Here is an 18,830-nt window from a genome sequence, read left to right as displayed (position 1 = left end):
TTCCACATAAAGGACACTGCCGTCCGATAAACGGACATGTGTGGAGGGTGGATGCCGTACTACCGCGTCGTGGGAGAGGTGCCGCGAAAGCGACACGTGCAGTTCAGGCGTCCGGACGGCGGCCTCTACGCCGAAGAGCTGATGGGCGAGGAGGGCTTCTCGTCCGACTCCTCGCTGCTCTACCACCGCCACCTGCCGACGGCCATCGTCAAGGCCGAGGCCGTCACCCCGTCCGTGGAGACCACGCTGCGGCCCAACCTGCCGCTCTCGCCCCGCCACTTCCGCACCCAGGAGCTCGCCAGCGCAGGCGACCTCGTCACGGGCCGCATGGTGCTGGCGGGCAACGCCGACGTCCGGCTGTCGTACGCCACCAGCGACCAGCCGAGCGAGCTCTACCGCAACTCCATGGGCGACGAGTGCGTCTACGTGCAGCGCGGGCGGGTGCGCTTCGAGTCCACGTACGGCGTCATCGAGGCCGGCGAGGGCGACTACGTGATCGTCCCGACCGGGACCATCCACCGCTGGGTCCCCGACGGCCAGGTCAACGTGCTGGCCATCGAAGCGTCCGGGCACATCAGGCCGCCCAAGCGCTACCTGTCGCAGTACGGCCAGTTCCTCGAACACGCCCCCTACTGCGAGCGGGACCTGCGCGCGCCCACCGAGCCGTACATCGTCTCGGGCGAGGAGGTGCCGGTGCTGGTGCGCACGCGCGGCGGGCTGAGCCGGCTCGTCTACCGCCACCATCCGTTCGACGTGGTCGGCTGGGACGGCTGCCTCTACCCGTACGCGTTCAACATCAACGACTTCGAGCCGATCGTGAAGAAGACGCACGCGCCGCCGCCCGTGCACCAGACGTTCGAGGGGCCCGGCTTCGTGGTCTGCTCGTTCTGTCCCCGGCCGCTCGACTACCACCCCGAGGCGGTGCCGATCCCGTACAACCACCACAACGTGGACTCCGACGAGTTCATGTTCTACGTGGGCGGCGACTACTCCGCGCGGGCGGGCTCCGGCATCGACGTCGGCTCCATCTCGCTGCACCCCGCCGGGTTCACCCACGGGCCGCAGCCCGGCGCGGTCGAGGCGGTGATCGACGCCGTCGCACGGGGTGTGACCGCGACGAGCGAGATGGCCGTCATGGTCGACACCTTCCGCCCGCTGGACCTCGGGCAGGGCGCGCTGTCCTGCGAGGATCCCAACTATGCCTGGACGTGGGCACGATGAAGCTTTATGCCGCACTCGTCGACGACGCAGGACTGTTCCCGCCGTCGTCCCTGCACATGACCGAGGCGCTGGCCCGCAACCGGCGCGACCTGGAGCACGGCAACGAGGTGCTCACCCACCGCTTCCTCTGCCCGGCGAGCCGGCTCGACCGGCTGCGCGGCTCCGACTACCGGCCGCGTCGCATCGGGCTCATCGCCGACACCGACGAGCTGCCCGACTTCGGCGACCTGCCGGTGGACTACGTCGAGACGAGGCTGCCGCCGGACAGCACGGTCGAAGAGCTGGCCGGGCGGCTCGGCCTGCCTCCGGGCGTGCGGCTGTTCGCCGAGGTGCCCGCACACAAGACGGCCGGCGACGTGCCGCCGGGCACCGGGCTGAAGGTGCGCTGCGGCGGTGCGTCGGCCGAGGAGTTCCCGCCGGTCGAGCACCTCGCGCAGTTCATCAAGTCATGCGCGGACACCGGCATCCCGTTCAAGGCGACGGCCGGGCTGCACCACGCCGTACGCCACTTCGACCCCTCGCTCGGCGTCGACCGCCACGGCTTCCTCAACCTGCTGCTCGCGGTCTGCGAGGCCGTCGAGGGACGCGACCCGACGCACGTGCTGCGCATGACCGACGTGCCCCGCCTCGTGCACATGGCCCGCGCCGTGTCCGACGGGACCGCAGAGCGCGCCCGGCGGCTGCTGGTCAGCTACGGCTCGTGCAACACCACCGCGCCGCTCGACGACCTGCGCGCGCTCGGACTCATCGAGGAGGGCACCCGGTGAGCTGGGGTGTCGACAACCTGCCGTACGGGGTCTTCTCCTGTCCCGGGGAGCGGCCCAGGGTCGGCGTCAGGTACGGCGACAGGGTGCTCGACCTGGCGCCCGCGCTGCACGACGAGATCTTCGCCGCGCCTTCGCTCAACCCGTTCATGGCAAGGGGGCGCGCGGCCTGGCACGCCACCAGAGAGCTGATCCGCAACAAGCTCACCACCGACCTGGCGGTCATCGAGGACCACTTGATCCCGCTCGACCAGGTGCGCCTGCACATGCCGTTCGAGGTGGCCGACTACGTCGACTTCTACGCCTCGCTGGAGCACGCGAGCGCGCTCGGCCAGATCCTGCGCCCCGGCACCGAGCCGCTGCAGCCCAACTGGCGGCACCTGCCCGTCGGCTACCACGGCAGGGCGGGCACGGTCGTGGTCTCCGGCACGCCGGTCAGGCGGCCGGGCGGGCAGCTCGGGCCCGGCGCGTTCGGGCCGTGCAGGAAGCTCGACATCGAGGCGGAGCTGGGGTTCGTGGTCGGCGTGCCGACCGAGCCCGGCGAGCCGGCGGGGCCGCTCGAAGAGCACGTGTTCGGGGTGACGCTGGTCAACGACTGGAGCGCGCGCGACATCCAGGCGTGGGAGTACGTGCCGCTCGGGCCGTTCCTCGGCAAGTCGTTCGCCACGTCGATCTCGCCCTGGGTGACGCCGCTCGAGGCGCTGCCGCGCGTACCCGGGCGGGCGCAGGACCCCGAGCCCGCCGCGTACCTGCGGCGGCAGGGCGACTGGGGGCTCGACATCACCCTTGAGGTGCTGCTGAACGGCGAGGTGATCTCCCGTCCGCCCTATTCCGGCATGTACTGGACGCCCGACCAGATGCTCGCCCACATGACGGTGAACGGCGCCTCGCTGCGCACCGGCGACCTGTTCGCCAGCGGCACGATCTCCGGGCCCGAGCGCGATCAGCGCGGCTCCCTCATGGAGCTGACCTGGAACGGGGCCGACCCGATCAAGCTGGCCGGGGGTGAGACCCGCACGTTCCTCGAAGACGGCGACACGGTCACGATCCGGGCCACGGCCGGCGACCTGACCTTGGGGGAGGTTTCCGGAACCGTCGGATAAGTAACTCGACGTGCTTACATCGTGACGCACCGCTACCCTGGGATCTCCCTCTCCCTCGGAAAGCAGGAGTCACATGCGTCGTGTCGCGATGTTCTGTGTCGCCTTCCTCCTGGTCTGCGGGTGTTCGTCCGTCACGGCGCAGGCCCCGGCCGCGCCGCCCGTCGTGCGGGTCTCGCCGCCGTTCGACAGCAAGCGTGCCAGGCCCGATCGGGGGCTCATCGTCAGGGCCCAGGGCGGCACGCTCAGCCAGGTGCTCGTCTACCAGGACGGCGAGCCGGTGCCCGGGCGGCTCGACGCCTCGCGTACGACGTGGCGTACGAGCTGGACGCTCAAGCCCGCCACCGAATACACGGTCACCGCCACCGCCACCCGCGAGGGCGCGCCCGCCACGGTCGCCATGGGCCGCATCCGCACGCGCGCGGTCTCCAGCACGTTCCACGTGGCCCGCACCACGCCGCTGCCCGGCGAGACGGTCGGCGTCGGCATGCCGATCATCCTCGAGTTCGACACCCCGGTCCGCGACCGCGCCGCCGTCGAGGAGGCGCTCGAAGTGCGCGCCGCCGCCCCCGTCGAGGGCGCCTGGCGCTGGCTCGACGACACCAGGGTCGTCTACCGCCCTCGCCGCTTCTGGACGCCGCGGCAGCAGGTCACGGTCACCGCACACCTGGCCGGCGTGCGCGCCGGCGACGGACTCTACGGCGGCACCGACACCACGTTCGCCTTCACCGTGGGCCGCAAGCAGACCAGCACGATCGACACCAGGACCCACCAGATGGTCGTCTACCGCGACGGAAAGGTGGCCCAGCGCATGGCCATCAGCGCCGGTATGGCCACCACCGTCGAATACACCACGACCAGCGGATGGCATTTGACCATGGACAAGGGCCATCCGGTCCGGATGATCTCTCCGGGCAGGGAAAAAGGCGACCCCGGTTATTACGACCTGATGATCGACCACGCCGTACGCATCTCCGACAGCGGCGAATACGTGCACGCCAAGGACAATGTCTGGGCCCAGGGCAGGGTCAATGTCAGTCACGGATGCGTCAACGCCCGCCCCGACCAGGCGGCCTGGTTCTACGAGACCTCACTGCGCGGCGACCCCGTGCTCATCACGGGCACCGACCGCCCGCTCGAATGGCACAACGGGTGGGGCTATTGGCAACTGCCGTGGGAGAAATGGCGGCAGGGAAGCGCGCTGCCGAGAACCGTGGCCGTGCGCGGTGTGGTGCCGAGGGGTTGAAATCAGGATTACGGTGGAGATTGAGGGAACCAGATAAGAGCGCAGGCCCGTTATACCTTAAAGGAGGGCCGACATGGACGAATGGGTCATCTGGGTAATCCTCGCGATCGTCCTCGGTGTGGCCGAAATCTTTACTTTGACGGCGTCCCTCGGTCTGCTCGGCGTCGCCGCTCTGCTCACCGCCGCGACCGCGGCCATCGGACTGCCCGTTCCTCTGCAGTTACTGTTCTTCGCCCTGACGTCCACCGCCGGTTTGCTGGTGCTCAGACCTATCGCGATGCGCCATGTCAAACAACCGCAATTGCCACGGTTCGGCGTGGAAGCGCTCGTAGGCAAGCCCGCCTACGTCGTCTCCGAGGTGACGGGCAGAGGCGGTCGCGTGCGCATCGGGGGCGAGGAGTGGTCGGCGCGCGCCTATGACGAAACCCTGGTGATCCCTACCGGGGCGACCGTCGACGTCATCGAGATCGAAGGGGCGACAGCCCTCGTATATCCCCGGGAGTGATCCATGGACCCGCTGTTGCTGGTCGGAGTGTTCGTCATCCTGTTCGCGGTGATCACGCTGCTGAAAGCGGTGCGGATCGTCCCGCAGGCCCGGGCGCGCAACGTCGAGCGGCTCGGCCGCTACCACCGCACGCTCAAACCCGGTTTGAACTTCGTCATCCCGTACATCGACCGCGTCTACCCCATGATCGACCTGCGTGAGCAGGTCGTGTCCTTCCGCCCCCAGCCGGTCATCACCGAGGACAACCTCGTCGTCGAGATCGACACCGTGCTCTACTTCCAGGTCACCGACCCGCGGGCGGCGGCGTACGAGATCGCCAACTACATCCAGGCGGTCGAGCAGCTCACGGTCACCACGCTGCGCAACGTCGTCGGCTCGATGGACCTGGAGAAGACCCTCACCTCCCGCGACACCATCAACAGCCAGCTCCGCGGCGTGCTCGACGAGGCCACCGGCAAGTGGGGCATCCGCGTCAACCGCGTCGAGATCAAGGCCATCGACCCGCCCAAGACCATCAAGGACGCGATGGAGAAGCAGATGCGGGCCGAGCGCGACAAGCGGGCCGCCATCCTCACCGCAGAAGGCCAGCGGCAGTCGCAGATCCTCACCGCCGAGGGTGACAAGCAGAGCCGCATCCTGCGGGCCGAGGGCCAGCGCACCGCCGCGATCCTGGAGGCCGAAGGCCAGTCGCGGGCCATCGACCAGGTCTTCCAGGCCGTGCACCGCAACGACCCCGACCCCAAGCTGCTCGCCTACCAGTACCTCCAGGTGCTGCCGCAGCTCGCCCAGGGCAGCGGCAACACGTTCTGGGTGATCCCCAGCGAGGTCACCTCCGCGCTGCAGGGCGTGTCCAAGGCGTTCACCGAGGCGCTGCCCCGTACCGCGGCCAGGGAGGACCTGCCCGAGACCTCCGCCGCGGACGAGGAGGTCGCCAAGGCGGCGGAGGCGGCGGCCGAGGCGGTCGCCGACGCCCAGGAGGGCGACTCCACCGGCCCGCGCCAGCTCACCCAGGCCGTTCCGGAGCCGTCGCCGTTGGGCGACCTCGACAAGCAGCCCACCGAGGCCGAACGCCACTGAGGCCGAGCACCGCTGGGGCCTCACGACGCCGCCCGCCGAGGCCGGGCGAGCTGAACACGCGCGACGCCGCCCACCGGGCAGGGGCGGCGTCAGGCGGCTTCCTGCCGGCCTCGCGCGGCGGGCGGCCTTGAGCAGGGCTGGCCGGCCGCTCGCTCCCCCGCGCGTGACGGCGTCAGGCCTCGCGGGACGGGCCGCCTCAGGGGCCGGCCGCTCGGTCCCCTCCCGAGGTGAAGACGTCAGGCGGCTTCTTGCTGGCCCCGGTCGAAGTAGGCCGCGAGGTCGGCGTCCAGCGGCGGCACGTCGTACGGCCGGCCGCCGTCGCGCAGCGAGCGCGTGGCGAGGTAGCCGGCCGCGACGCTCATCCTAGCCGCCACCGGCGAGGTGTCGGTCACCCCGCCCTCCCTGGCGAACCGCACGAACTCCGACATGATCTGCACGTCCGCGCCACCGTGCGTGCCCTGCGCGTCGGGCACCTTGTACGCGATGTCGCAGTCCTCCCGATACTGCGTGGGCCCGGTGTTCCACACCTTGACCGTGGCCCCCGGCCCGTCGCCGAAGTTCTCCAGCCGGCCTTCGGAGCCGATGACCGTGTAGTTGCGCACGTAGTCGGGCGTGAAGTGGCACTGCTGGTAGGCGGCGATGACGCCGTTGTCGAGCCGCATGTTCATGACGGAGACGTCCTCGACGTCCACGACGGGGTTGAGGTCCTTGCGCGCGGTGGGCGGCCAGTCGTTCTCCATCAGCCAGTCGTCCGGCCGGGGCGTGCCGGGGGCGCGGCGCGGCAGGTCGCCGTGGAGCAGCAGGTCACCGAGCGCGTTGACCCTGGTGGTGTAGCCGCCGGCCAGCCAGTGGACGACGTCGATGTCGTGGGTGGCCTTCTGCAGCAGCAGCCCCGTCGTACGGGTGCGGTCGGCGTGCCAGTCCTTGTAGTAGAACTCGGTGCCGTAGCTGACGAAGTGACGTACCCAGACGGTCTTGGGCTCGCCGATGACGCCCTTGGCGATGATGTCGCGCATCAGCCGGACGACGCCCATGTGGCGCATGTTGTGCCCGACGTACAGGCGGGTGCCGCTCTCGCGCGCGGTGCGCAGGATGGCGTCGCAGCCGTCGATGGTGATGGCCATCGGCTTTTCCAGGTAGACGGTCTTGCCGGCGCGCAGCGCGTCGATGGCCAGCGCCTCGTGCGTGTCGTCGGGGGTGTTGACGATGACGGCGTCGATGTCGGGCCGGTCGAGCAGCTCGCGGTGGTCCCGGGTGAGGAAGCCGGCCGAAGGGAACTTCGCCGACTGCCGCTTGAGCACGGCGGGATCGATGTCGCACAGGGCGGCCACCACGGCGCCCTTGCCCGGCCGGTCGGCGGCCAGGGCGATGCTGGTCCGCAGGCCGAGCCCGATGACTCCGATGCGCAGATCTTCCACTGATGTCCTTCCCGCGGTCGCTCCGAGCCGGCGATGCCCTGGGGCCGGGGCAGCCCATGCATTACGTAAGTTGGTTGCCTAAATCTGGCACGCTTTTCCGAAGCAGGTCAAGACACCGGGGAATCGCGCACGAGCGCGCAGCGGATCAGTCAAGCGGGCAGCGTAAAAAGGTCACGTTCGGCGTGGTCGAGGGCCCATCTGATCGCGCCCAGCACGACGCACTCGCGGCCCAGCGTCGAGGCCACCACCGGCGGCGGATAGAGGCAGACGTCCGCGAAACGCTCCGCGATCGGCCCGAGCAGCAGGTCACCGGCCTCGGCCAGGACGCCGCCGATCACCACCAGCTCCGGATCGAGCGGGCTGACCACGGTGAGCAGGCCGTCGCCGAGGTGGCGGGCGAACGCGCGGACGGCGGCGACGGCCTTCTCGTCCCCGGCCCGCGCCCGCTCGATCGCGAACTCGGCGGCCTCGCGCTGCGAGCGCATCTCCCCCGGCTCGGCGGCGAGCGCGTAGTCGACGACGTGCCGGTGCGCCAGCCAGTGATCGCCGGATCGGCGGCCGATCTCGCCCGACGCCGTGTGCGCGCCCCGGTGCGGCCGGCCGCCGATGAGCAGGCCCAGGCCGAGCCTGCTGCCGGTGAACAGGTAGACCACGTCGTCGTGGCCGCGCGCCCGCCCGCGCCAGTGCTCGGCCAGCACCGCGAGGCGCATGTCGTTCTCGACCAGCACGGGGGCGGGCAGCCTGCGGGCCAGCTCGCCGCGCAGGTCGAGCCCCGTCCACCCGGCCAGCGCGACGCTCTTGACCACCCGCCCCGAGCCGTCGACCGTGCCCGTCGTGCCAGGCGCACACCGCCGCAAGGCCCGACACCGGCAGCCCGGCCCGCGCCGCCACCGTCTCGACCAGCTCCGCGATGGCGTCGAGCCGGTCGGCCGCGGGCATCGAGGCGTGGTGGCGTACGCGATGCGCGGCCACCACCGTGCCGTCGAGGTCGCTCACCATCGCGCGCAGCCAGGACGAGCCGACGCCCACGCCTGCCACGTGACCGGCAGCGGCCCGGAACCTGAAGCGGCGCGCCGGGCGGCCCCGCCTGCGGTCGGCGGGCTCGTCGCCGCACTCCTCGGCCCAGCCGCCCGCGACCAGCTCGTCCACGATGACCTCGGCCGTGGGGCGGGACACCCGGGCCGCGCCCGCCAGCTCGGACACGGTGGACGGTCCGCTCTCGCGCAGGACGCGCAGGATCGCCGCCGAGTTGAGCCTGCGCAGGAGAGAGGCGTCGCCGCTTCGCCGGGTCATCGCGGCCTCCCCAGGAGGGAGGCGTCGCCGCTTCGCCGGGTCATCCGACCTCCCCTCCGTTTATGCCAAGTCGGTTGCCTGATTCTGCCACCCTCAGCGCGAAACGGGTCCGTCTGCGGGCCCCAGTCGTGGAAGCCGGCCCGGCTGCCATAAGGGCCGCGTGAAGCGGGCCGACTTTGCGCGAAGGGGATATGGGGGGCAGATCCGCCTGGCGTGGGGCCGCGTGAAGCGGAGCTGTGGGGGCACTTAAGAACTCCTCGATGGACACGTCCCGAGCCGAAGCGGCACAGTGCGTTCCGACGAGTCACATCCGGCGGCTCGCCCGCCCTGCGGGGCGGCGGGGTGACGGGCCGGGGTCTCGTCAGTAGGTTGTGACAGGGGGAGCGACGTCATGAAAGCGCTGGTCAAGAACCAGGCCGAGCCTGGCCTGTGGCTGGTGGACGTGCCCGAGCCGGAGGTCGGTCCCGGCGAGGTGAAGATCCGGGTGCTGCGTACCGGGATCTGCGGCACGGATCTGCATATCCGGAAATTTGACGATTGGGCGCGCCACACGCTGGAGCTCCCGCTCATCGTGGGTCACGAGTTCAGCGGCGAGGTCGTCGAGGTCGCGCCCGGCGTCGAGGACATCGCGGTCGGCGACCTGGTCAGCGGCGAGGGCCACATCGTCTGCGGCAAGTGCCGCAACTGCATGGCGGGACGCCGCCACCTGTGCCGCAACACGATCGGGCTCGGCGTCAACAGGGACGGCGCCTTCGCCGAGTACGTCACGCTGCCCGCCACCAACGTGTGGGTCCACCGCAACCCCGTGCACCCCGACGTCGCCGCCATCTTCGACCCCTTCGGCAACGCCGTGCACACCGCGCTGTCGTTCCCCCTGGTCGGCGAGGACGTGCTGATCACCGGCGCGGGCCCGATCGGCCTCATGGCGGCCGCCGTCGCCACCCACGTGGGCGCGCGCAACGTGATGATCACCGACGTCAGCGACGAGCGGCTCGACCTGGCCGGCAAGCTCGGCGTCACGCTCGCCGTGAACGTCGCCCGCTCCTCCATCGCCGAGGGCATGCGCCAGCTCCACCTGCGCGAGGGCTTCGACGTCGGGCTGGAGATGTCCGGCAACCCGGTGGCCCTGCGCGACATGATCGCCGGCATGACCCACGGCGGCAAGATCGCCATGCTGGGGCTGCCCGCCGAGGAGTTCGCCATCGACTGGTCGACGGTCGTCACCTCGATGCTCACCATCAAGGGCGTCTACGGCCGTGAGATGTACGAGACCTGGTACAACATGTCGGTCCTGCTGGAGAAGGGCCTCGACCTCACCCCGGTGATCACCGACCGGTTCTCGTACCGGGACTTCGACGCCGCCTTCGACACGGCGGCGAGCGGCCGTACGGGCAAGGTCATCCTCGACTGGAGCGAGTGAGCCGTGAGCACGGGCCACGAGCCGACGGAGACCGCAGCGTCATCGACCATGAACAGGAGCGCTTGATGTTCACCAACGTGCGCGAGCAGCTGCGTGCGACGCTCGACGAGATCACCGAGGCCGGGCTGCTCAAGCCCGAGCGCGTCATCTCCACCCCGCAGAGCTCCCAGGTGAGCGTGGCCGGGCGCGAGGTGCTCAACTTCTGCGCCAACAACTACCTGGGCCTGGCCGACGACCCCCGGGTGATCGAGGCGGCCAAGCAGGCGCTCGACCGTTGGGGGTTCGGCATGGCCTCCGTGCGGTTCATCTGCGGCACCCAGGAGGTGCACAAGGAGCTGGAGTCCCGCCTGTCCGACTTCCTCGGCATGGAGGACACCGTCCTGTACAGCTCCTGCTTCGACGCCAACGGCGGCGTGTTCGAGACCCTGCTCGACGCCCAGGACGCGGTGATCTCCGACGCGCTCAACCACGCCAGCATCATCGACGGCATCCGCCTGTCCAAGGCCAAGCGCCTGCGCTACGCCAACCGTGACATGGCCGAGCTGGAGTCGCGGCTGAAGGAGGCGTCGGACGCGCGGCGGCGGCTCATCGTGACCGACGGCGTGTTCTCCATGGACGGCTACGTCGCGCCGCTGCGCGAGATCTGCGACCTGGCCGACCGGTACGACGCCATGGTCATGGTCGACGACTCCCACGCGGTCGGCTTCGTCGGCCCCACCGGGCGCGGCACGCCGGAGCTGCACGGCGTGACCGACCGGATCGACATCATCACCGGCACCCTGGGCAAGGCGCTCGGCGGGGCCAGCGGCGGCTACGTCTCGGCCCGCAAGGAGATCTGCGAGCTGCTGCGGCAGCGCTCCCGCCCGTACCTGTTCTCCAACTCGCTCGCGCCCGTCATCGCATCGGCGTCGCTGCGCATCCTCGACCTGCTGGAGACCACCAGCGAGGCCCGTGAACGGCTGCGCGCCAACACCGTGCGCTTCCGCGAGGGGATGACGAAGGCCGGGTTCGACATCCTGCCGGGCGACCACCCGATCGTGCCCGTCATGATCGGCGACGCCGCCGAGGCCGCCGCGATGGCCGAGCGCCTGCTCGACCTGGGCATCTACGTGATCGGCTTCTCCTACCCCGTCGTCCCGCACGGGCAGGCGCGCATCCGCGTGCAGCTCTCGGCCGCCCACTCGCCCGAGGACGTGGACCGCGCGATCGAGGCGTTCACCCAGGCCCGCGCCGCCTGACCACCGCGCCTCGGGGCTCCGCGCCTGGGGACTCCGCGCCTGGGGACTCCGTGCCTCGGCTCCGGGCCCGCCCGGCCCTCAGCCCGCCAGAACCCAGAACAGGGTGGGGCCGGGGCCGCGGGAGCGGCTGAGCAGCGTATTCTCGCTGCGTGATTGACACGCGGCGGCTGCGTACGCTGCGGGCGGTGGCCGACCACGGCACGGTCACCGCCGCGGCGGCCGCGCTGCACCTGACGCCCTCCGCCGTGTCCCAGCAACTGGCCGCGCTGGAGCACGAGGTGGGCCACCGCCTGCTCAATCGCGACGGGCGCGGCGTGCACCTCACCGCCGTCGGCAAGATCATGCTGGCCCATGCCAACGAGGTGCTCGCCCAGCTCGAACGCGCCGAGGCGGAGGTGGCGGCGTACACGACGGGCGAGGCCGGCGAGGTCACCGTGACCTGCTTCGCCACCGCGATCAGCGCCGTGCTCTCCCCCGCGATCAGCGCGCTGCGCACCACCGCGCCCGGCGTGCGCGTCCGCGTCCTCGACGCCGAGGGCGACCAGGGCCTGGCCATGCTGCTCGACGAGCGCGCCGACCTGGCCATCGCGGTGGAGTACCGCGGCGCGCCCGACGCCGCCGACCGCCGCCTGTCGCGCCATCCCCTGTACGCCGAGCCGTTCGACCTGGTGCTCCCCCGCGATCATCCGCTGGCCGGTTCCGCGACGCTGGTGTCGCTGGCCCGCGAGACCTGGATCGGCCCCTACCCGGGCAACCCGGTGCACGACGTGATCACGTTCGCCTGCCAGCAGGCCGGTTTCACGCCCGACCTCGTCCACTGCTCCGACGACTTCCGCGCCGTGGTCGCCCTGGTCGGCGCCGGTGCCGGGGTGGCGCTCGTCCCCCGGCTCGCGCTGCGCGACATGGCGCTGCGCGGGGTCGTGGTGCGCCACACGCCGGGTCCCGAACGCCGCGTCTTCGCCGCCGTACGCCGGGGCTCCGACGCCCATCCCCTGCTGCGCCCGCTCCTCGCCGCGCTCCGCGAGGTGGCCGGATCGCTCGGAACGGGCTGAAACACTCCTGTCATATCCGGACATCTCCTCGGGTGTGTTCGCCGATCGGAAGGACCACTCCATGGGCCCACCTGAGCCCGAGCAACGCTTCGAGGAGCTTTATGTGGCGCACTATCCCGCCATCGCCACATATGTCAGGCGGCGCGCGTCCCCGGACGACATCGCCGACGTGATCGCCGAGACCTTCACCACGGCCTGGCGGCGGCTCGACGACATCCCCGGCGCGAGGAGGAGGCCAGACTCTGGCTGTACGGCGTCGCCAGGCGGGTGCTCGCCAACCACTTCCGCGCCGAGGAGCGCAGGACCGCCCTGGCCGCCAGGCTCCGCGAGGAGGCCGCCTCCTGGGCCGTGCCCGACAGGACGCACGACCCGGCATACCAGGCGTTTCAGCGACTCAGCGACGACGACAGGGAACTGCTCTCGCTGGTCGCCTGGGAAGGACTCAGCGGACCCGAGATCGCCAAGGTGCTCGGCTGCTCGCGCGGCGCCGCCCGCATCCGGCTGCACCGCGCACGCAAGCGGCTGGCCAAAGAGCTGGCCGCCCTCGACCCCGACATCGCCGCCTACGGCAGCCGTGCCGTCTCCCTAGCGAACGGACACTGACCATGACCAAGCAGGACATCGACGACGTCGTCTCCCGGTTCGCCGCCCCCGCCGTCACCTCCGTCAGCGAGGGCGCCCGCGACCTGATGCACCAGATCATCGCCACCTCGCCCGCCCCCGCCCCCGCGAAGTCCCGCAAGCGCCTGGGCCTGCGCGTGGCACTCCCCGCCGGCGCGCTGCTCGCCGCCGGCGCCGTGGCCGCCACCGCCTGGGTCTTCCCCGCCCAGCCCGCCTCCGCGCTCAGCATCAAGCAGGAGGGCGGCTACTACGTCATCGAGATCAAGGACCTGTACGCCAACCCGAAGGTGTACGAGCAGGAGCTGCGCAGGGTCGGCCTCGACATCACGCTCCGGGTCCGGCCCGCGACCGCCGCCTACGAACGCCTGATCCGCCCCGTACGGCCCGACTACACGTACATCAAGGAGATCAAGAGCATCCTCCCGCCGGGCCCTTGCCACAACCAGAGCGGCTGCGCCGTCGGCGTCAAGATCCCCAAGGACTTCTCCGGCACCGCCACGATCGACGTGTTCCGCCAGGCACAGCCCGGCGAGAAGTATGAGAGCATCACCGAGTTCAACGCCAAGGGCGAGCCGATGCACTGTGTGCGCTACCTCAACAAGAGGGTCAGCGACGTGCTGGCCATGCTGAAGGAGCGCGGGGTGCGGGTCAACGAATACTTCGACTCCACCCTCGTCGGCAGGGACGACGGCACCGCCAGGCTCGAATCGGTGCCCGGCGACTGGCACGTCGACGGCGGCGCGCTCACCGAACCCGGCGTGGCTTTCCTGTCGGTCTCGAAGGACCCGATGCCCCAGGAGAAGATCACCTTCCTGAATGAGAAGTCGCTGCGGGCGTACGGCTGCCCGATCGTGTGATCTTCGCCAGGTAGCCTGCGGCGCATGACGCGCGACGGGCCGGGCGGTCTCCCCTACCGGAGGCTGCTCGGCCTGCCCGGCGTCGCGGCGCAGGCCGTGCTCGGGTTCCTCGCCCAGCTCACCCAGCAGGTGGCGCCCGTCGGCATCGTGCTCGTGACGCAGCACGCCACCGGGTCGCTGGCCTTCGCGGGGGCGACGGCGGCGGCGTTCTCGGTGGGCGCGGGCATGGGACGTCCGGTGCAGGGGCGGCTGATGGACCGGCACGACGCCGGGCCGGTGCTGGCCGGCACGGCGCTCCTGCACGTGGCGGCGCTGCTGGCGCTGCTCGCCTGCGCCCGCGACGGCCTGCCGTGGTGGCCGCTGCCGGTGCTCGCCTGGACGGCGGGCATGGGGCTGCCGCCGATCTCGGTCAGCATGCGCATCGCGTGGGGCGCCAGGATGGCCGCCGAGGGGCGCACCGCCGCCTACAGCCTCGTCTACCTGGTGCAGGAGCTGGCCATGATGATGGGGCCGCTGGCGTTCGGGCTGCTGATCGCGGTCACCTCGTCGTCGATGGCGCTGGGCGTGGTCGCGGCGGCGGCCGGGGCCGGGACACTGGCCTTCGCCCGCGCGCTGCGCACGGGGAGGACCACGGCCATACGGCAGCGGGGGCGGGTGTTCGCCGACCGGCGGATGCTCATGCTGCTGGCCGTCACCACGCTGCTCGGCGCCGTCGTCGGGGCGCTGCAGGTGGGCGTGCCCGCGCTGGCCGCCGCCCGCGACATACCCGCCGCCACCGGAGTGCTCGTGGCCGCCCTATCGCTGGGCGGCATCGCGGGCGCCGCCGCCTACGGAGCCCGCGTCTGGCGGCTGCCCGTCCCCGTACGGCTGGCCGGGCTGCTGCTGGCGCTGGGGCTCGTACTCGCGCCGCTGATCCTGGTGGGGGCGCTGGCCGTGTTCTGGATCATGCTCTTCGCGGGCGGGCTCATGCTCAACCCGTCTCTCACGACGTCGTCGCTGCTGGTGGACGAGTACGCGCCCGCCGCGCAGGCGGAGGCGTTCGGCTGGGTGTCCACGACGCTCGGCATCGGCGGCGCGCTGGGATCCGCCGCCGCCGGTACGGTGGGCGAGCATGTCGGCCCCTCGGCACCCTTCCTCGCCGCCGCCGCATTCGCCTTGGGCGGCGCCGCCCTCGCCGCCACCCTCATCCGCCGCCGCCCCCTCTGAGTGCCTCAGCCGCGCGCCACTTCGAGCGCCTCGGTGAAGCGGGCGTAGGTGGCGAGTTCCGCCTGGGCGGGCTCGATCACCAGCTCGTGGCCGACCTGGCCGATGGCCGTACGCAGCGCCTTCGCCGTACGGCGGGCCCTGCGCCGCCCGCCTGCCCAGGCCGCAAGGCGTGACAGCAGCGCGATGACCACGCCCGCTACCGCGCCGCCCACCAGCAGCACCGTCGGCCACGGCACCGGCCCGGCGGTCGGGAGCGGCGGCTGCGGCAGACGCAGATAGTCCATCGCGAACAGCACGCCCAGCCAGATCGCGCCCGCCAGCAGGGCGGCGAAGACCAGCCACTGGAGGAGGTTCACCGCCCGCCACCACCGTGGCCGCCTGGTCGCACCCGCCGAGGTCGTGGCCACGACCCGGTCGACGGCGTCCGTCAGCTCGGTGGCGCGCGACCTGGCCGCCTGCCGTACGGCGGCCGCCCAGGGGCCCGGCAGCCCGCCGGCCGCCACCTCGGCGACGTCCCTGATCGCGGTCTCGACCTGGGCGCGCTGCGCGACCGACGCGGCGGGCACCGACGTACGCCCGACGACCTCCCTGCCGTCCCCATCCCGCCTGCCCCGTGGCGGCTCGATGCGCAGCCTCCGCAGCGGATCCGGCCTGAACCTCCGCAGCCACCTCGTCACCGGCCACCCGGTGGCCACCACCGCGCGGTGCCGGTGCCCCTTCGCCACGGCCTCCACGATCACCGGCACACCGGCCGCCGCGCACAACGCCCCGGTCAGCCCCCGCCCGGCCCCGTCCAGCCGCTTGGCCACCTCGTCCTTACCAGGACCGCCACCAGCGGCGATCGCGGGCGGCTGACCGGGGGCATGCCGGCCACCGGGTGTCGCGGACGGCTCGCCGGGAGCAAGGTGGACGCTGCCGATCGGAGGCGGCTCGCCGGCGGCGAGGTGGTCGGCGGCGGTCGTGAGGTCGGCCGACAGGCGGGCCGACCACGAGCGGCGGTCCGCGACGCGCTGGGCGAGCAGCGTACGCAGGGCGTCGAGGCCCTGCCCGGTCGTGGCCGAGACGGCGAGAACAGGGACGCCGGTCAGCCCGTCGCCCTCCAGAAGGCGGCGCAGATCGTCGAGACAGCGCTCGACGGCGGCCGGAGGCAACCTGTCCACCTGGTTGAGCACCATCACCGTCACATCGCGGTGCCCGGCCAGCGGACGCAGGTAGCGTTCGTGCAGCGCGGCGTCGGCGTACTTCTGCGGGTCCACCACCCACACCAGCAGGTCCACCTGGCTCACCAGGCGGTCCACCTCCAGGCGGTGCGACAGGCGGATGGAGTCGTGGTCGGGCAGGTCGAGCAGGACGAGACCGGCCAGGTCGCCCGCCCCGGTCGCCTCGCTCGCCGAGTGGCGGTACGGCACCTCCAGCCAGTCGAGGAGCGGGCCCGCGCCGTCGCCGTCCCACAGGGCGGCCTGGGCGGCCGAGGTCGTGGGCCTGGTGACGCCGACGTCCGCGAGCTTCTTCCCGGCCAGCGCGTTGTACAGCGAGGACTTGCCGCTGCCCGTGGCGCCGGCCAGGGCGACCACGGTGTGGTCGAGTGACAGCTCGCGCCGTGCCCCCGCGCGTCCGGCCACCTCGCGGGCCGCCGCCACGGCCTCGTCGGGGAGCCGTCCCGCGCCCAGGTCGGCGGCCTCGATCAGGGCGGCGAGCCGGGAGTCGAGCGACGGCCCCTCCTTGCGGCGCAGCAGCTTCACGCGCCCTCCCCCCGCTCAGGACGCCCGCCCGGCCCGCGCTCCCCGGCCCCGGGTTCCGGCCCCCCTGCCCCAGGCTCCGGTCTTTCGGGACCGCCGCCCAGCCCTTCACCACCCGGCCCTTCACCGCCCAGCCCTTCACCACCCAGCCCTTCACCACCCGGCCCTTCACCGCCCGGCCGTCGGCCTCCGCCGCCCCCAGTCGGCTCCTCGCCACCGCCCCGCAGACCCTCGCCGCCCTGAGCCGGGCCCTCGCCACCTTGGCGCGGGTCCGCGTCCGGCGACGCGCCTTCTCCAGAGCCAGGGCCGGGCGGGAGAGGGCGGTCTTCGACCGCGCCAGGGACCGGAAGCTCGGCCGTCGGGGCGGTGCCGGGGAGTTCGGTGCGGTGTTCCTGGATGCGGCGGGCGGCCAAGCGGAGGGCGTCGGCGGTGTCCCCGGGCGGTTCGACGGTCGCCAGGAGGTCGAGGAACCGGTCCGCCTCCTCGGCGAGCAGCTCCCGCACGCGCTCCCGCAGGTCCTCGCGGGCCAGGGCGGTGAGCGTACGTACGGCCTGATCACCGAAGACGGCCTCAAGGAGCTTCTGCGACAGCACGCTGGTGCCGCCCGCGATGCCGACCTCGATCCCGGTGAGCCCTCCGGTGGAGGCGAAGACGGCCAGCATGAGCAGCAGCCCGGCGCCGTTCACGCCGAAGGAGGCCGCCCGGGCGGCGGTGCGCCGTTCGGCGCCCTCCTCGCGGACGAGGTCCAGCACGTACGCCTGCCACCCCCGCACCGCCGCCTCGGCCCGCCGTCCGAGATCAGGGGATGCCCGGCCGAGACGAGCGGACTCGACGGCGCCGAGGCGGTCGAGCAGCCCAGGACCGCCTGGCGCGGCCGACCAGCCTTCGAGCGCCCGCTCGGCGGCCCCGTCGGCGGCGCCTCTGATGAGCGATTCGACCCCGCTCTCCAGGGCGTCGCGGAGCTGCACCTCGGGCATCCGCCCGGTGAAGAACCCGACGACGCGGTCACGCAGCCACCCGACGCGGCTCTCCAGGGAACGCATGAGATCGCCGGTGCCGATGAAGTCCTGCCAGCGGGCCAGCACCTCGCCGCGCAGCAGCGAGCCGTCGCGCATGCCCTCGTCGAAGTCGGCCATGCCGCCCGCGTACGTGGCCTCCACGATGTCGCGCAGCCCGTCGAAGGCGTCCTGCTGGCGTTCGACGGCGGCGGCGAGCGCCGGCACGCGGGTGGCCAGGCTGTCGAGCGCCCCGGTGAGCGTCTGCCGCACGACCATGGACCGCTGGGCGGCGTCGGCGGCCAGCCCGGTCAGCCAGTCGGCGATGGGCCGTACGGACTCGGCGGGCAGCCGGGCCTTCTCATCGGGCAGCGCCGCCTCGGGCACGGTGAACAGCCGGGTGCCCTCAAGACCGTTCTCGCGCAGCAGCCGGCCCAGGTCGCGGGAGACGGGCTCGACGGCTTCGGGCGGCACCCGGTCGAGTACGACGGCGAGCGCGGTGCTGCGTTCGCGGGCCGAGCGCAGGAAGCCCCACGGCACCTCGTCGGCGTAGCGGGCGGCGGTGGTGACGAACAGCCACAGGTCGGCGGCGGCCAGGAGCTGGGCCGCCAGCTCGCGGTTGGCGGTGACCACGGAGTCGATGTCGGGCGCGTCGAGCAGCGCGAGCCCGGCTCCGAGCGCGGACGAGGTGACAAGGCTCAGGTCGCCGGGCCCTTCGCCGGTGGCGCGCGACAGGCCGGGCAGCACGTTCTTGCCCATGAACCAGGCCCGGTCGGCGGGGTTGACGACGAGCGTGGGCACGAGGGTGGTGGGCCGCAGCACGCCAGGCTCGGCGACGTTGGCGCCGACGAGCGAGTTGACCAGCGTGGACTTGCCGGCGCCGGTGGAGCCGCCGACGACGGCGAGCAGCGGCGCGTCGAGCGCGCGCAGCCGGGGCAGCAGGTAGTCGTCGAGCTGCCCGGTCAGCGCGCGCAGCGCACGCCGGTCGGCCGCGGCGTCGCCGACGGCCAGCGGGAACAGCTCCCGGTCCAGCGGCCGACGCAACGACTCGAGCGCGCCGAGCAGGTCCATACCTGCA

The 18,830-nt window shown here is 72.2% G+C and carries 17 protein-coding genes and 1 pseudogene; 13 read left to right on the top strand and 5 right to left on the bottom strand.

Annotated elements, in window-relative coordinates:
* The first annotated feature begins 51 nt into the window (after positions 1-51).
* The 6 genes from WBK31_RS39065 to WBK31_RS39040 all read left to right on the top strand — a co-directional run bounded on the left by WBK31_RS39065 (position 52) and on the right by WBK31_RS39040 (position 5,913).
* Entirely contained in the window at positions 52-1,221 is a 1,170-nt protein-coding gene (locus WBK31_RS39065) for a homogentisate 1,2-dioxygenase domain-containing protein (RefSeq protein WP_364068221.1), read from the top strand.
* A complete protein-coding gene (locus WBK31_RS39060) occupies positions 1,218-1,988 on the top strand; it encodes a hypothetical protein (RefSeq protein WP_364068223.1) in 771 nt (256 codons plus the stop codon). The genes WBK31_RS39065 and WBK31_RS39060 overlap by 4 nt, the downstream gene beginning before the upstream one ends.
* A complete protein-coding gene (gene fahA / locus WBK31_RS39055) occupies positions 1,985-3,088 on the top strand; it encodes a fumarylacetoacetase (RefSeq protein ID WP_364068225.1) in 1,104 nt (367 codons plus the stop codon). Before WBK31_RS39060 ends, fahA begins: the two co-directional genes overlap by 4 nt.
* A gap of 73 nt (positions 3,089-3,161) precedes the next feature.
* A complete protein-coding gene (locus tag WBK31_RS39050) occupies positions 3,162-4,331 on the top strand; it encodes an Ig-like domain-containing protein (RefSeq protein ID WP_406674029.1) in 1,170 nt (389 codons plus the stop codon).
* Positions 4,332-4,404: 73 nt separating this feature from the next.
* Positions 4,405-4,836 (top strand): NfeD family protein, encoded by a 432-nt coding sequence (locus tag WBK31_RS39045; protein WP_364068228.1) that lies wholly within the window; start codon positions 4,405-4,407, stop codon positions 4,834-4,836.
* 3 nt (positions 4,837-4,839) lie between these two features.
* Positions 4,840-5,913 (top strand): SPFH domain-containing protein, encoded by a 1,074-nt coding sequence (locus tag WBK31_RS39040; protein ID WP_364068230.1) that lies wholly within the window; start codon positions 4,840-4,842, stop codon positions 5,911-5,913.
* Positions 5,914-6,149: 236 nt separating this feature from the next.
* Here the strand turns inward: WBK31_RS39040 and WBK31_RS39035 are convergent, their stop codons facing one another.
* Both WBK31_RS39035 and WBK31_RS39030 read right to left on the bottom strand, forming a co-directional pair.
* Positions 6,150-7,331, bottom strand: a complete 1,182-nt coding sequence (locus tag WBK31_RS39035) for a Gfo/Idh/MocA family protein (protein WP_406674028.1) — start codon at positions 7,329-7,331, stop codon at positions 6,150-6,152.
* 149 nt (positions 7,332-7,480) lie between these two features.
* Entirely contained in the window at positions 7,481-8,188 is a 708-nt protein-coding gene (locus WBK31_RS39030; protein ID WP_406674027.1) for an ROK family protein, read from the bottom strand.
* Positions 8,189-8,241: 53 nt separating this feature from the next.
* Here WBK31_RS39030 and WBK31_RS39025 point away from each other — a divergent pair, with 53 nt between their 5' ends.
* The gene (locus tag WBK31_RS39025) at positions 8,242-8,373 is read left to right on the top strand and encodes a hypothetical protein (protein ID WP_406674026.1); all 132 of its coding nucleotides are present in this window, start codon (positions 8,242-8,244) and stop codon (positions 8,371-8,373) included.
* Between the two features lie 101 nt (positions 8,374-8,474).
* Here WBK31_RS39025 and WBK31_RS39020 read toward each other — a convergent pair.
* Positions 8,475-8,624 (bottom strand): annotated as a pseudogene (locus tag WBK31_RS39020) (ROK family transcriptional regulator); the annotation flags it as partial.
* Between the two features lie 391 nt (positions 8,625-9,015).
* Between WBK31_RS39020 and tdh the strand changes: the two are divergent.
* The 6 genes from tdh (at position 9,016) to WBK31_RS38990 (ending at position 15,018) form a co-directional block, all read left to right on the top strand.
* Complete coding sequence (tdh, locus tag WBK31_RS39015; RefSeq protein WP_364068236.1) at positions 9,016-10,044, top strand: L-threonine 3-dehydrogenase; 1,029 nt, start codon at positions 9,016-9,018, stop codon at positions 10,042-10,044.
* A gap of 65 nt (positions 10,045-10,109) precedes the next feature.
* Positions 10,110-11,282, top strand: a complete 1,173-nt coding sequence (locus tag WBK31_RS39010; RefSeq protein ID WP_364068238.1) for a glycine C-acetyltransferase — start codon at positions 10,110-10,112, stop codon at positions 11,280-11,282.
* A gap of 149 nt (positions 11,283-11,431) precedes the next feature.
* Complete coding sequence (locus tag WBK31_RS39005) at positions 11,432-12,334, top strand: LysR family transcriptional regulator (RefSeq protein ID WP_406674025.1); 903 nt, start codon at positions 11,432-11,434, stop codon at positions 12,332-12,334.
* A 129-nt stretch (positions 12,335-12,463) separates the two neighbouring features.
* Positions 12,464-12,937, top strand: a complete 474-nt coding sequence (locus WBK31_RS39000; RefSeq protein ID WP_406675563.1) for an RNA polymerase sigma factor — start codon at positions 12,464-12,466, stop codon at positions 12,935-12,937.
* Positions 12,938-12,939: 2 nt separating this feature from the next.
* Positions 12,940-13,812: a hypothetical protein gene (locus WBK31_RS38995; protein ID WP_406674024.1), complete on the top strand. Its 873-nt coding sequence runs from the start codon at positions 12,940-12,942 to the stop codon at positions 13,810-13,812.
* Between the two features lie 24 nt (positions 13,813-13,836).
* Positions 13,837-15,018 carry an MFS transporter gene (locus WBK31_RS38990; RefSeq protein WP_364068246.1) on the top strand — a complete coding sequence of 394 codons (1,182 nt, stop codon included), beginning with the start codon at positions 13,837-13,839 and terminating at the stop codon, positions 15,016-15,018.
* A gap of 5 nt (positions 15,019-15,023) precedes the next feature.
* Here WBK31_RS38990 and WBK31_RS38985 read toward each other — a convergent pair whose 3' ends face one another.
* Positions 15,024-16,760 (bottom strand): GTPase, encoded by a 1,737-nt coding sequence (locus tag WBK31_RS38985; RefSeq protein ID WP_406674023.1) that lies wholly within the window; start codon positions 16,758-16,760, stop codon positions 15,024-15,026.
* Positions 16,757-18,823 (bottom strand): ABC transporter, encoded by a 2,067-nt coding sequence (locus WBK31_RS38980; RefSeq protein WP_406674022.1) that lies wholly within the window; start codon positions 18,821-18,823, stop codon positions 16,757-16,759. Before WBK31_RS38980 ends, WBK31_RS38985 begins: the two co-directional genes overlap by 4 nt.
* Between the last annotated feature and the right edge of the window lie 7 nt (positions 18,824-18,830).

This window comes from Nonomuraea sp. N2-4H (assembly GCF_045291505.1).
Taxonomy (GTDB): Bacteria; Actinomycetota; Actinomycetes; order Streptosporangiales; family Streptosporangiaceae; genus Nonomuraea; species Nonomuraea fastidiosa.
The sequence above is the reverse complement of the archived record's forward strand: the minus strand, read 5'-3'. Positions and strand labels throughout refer to the sequence as shown.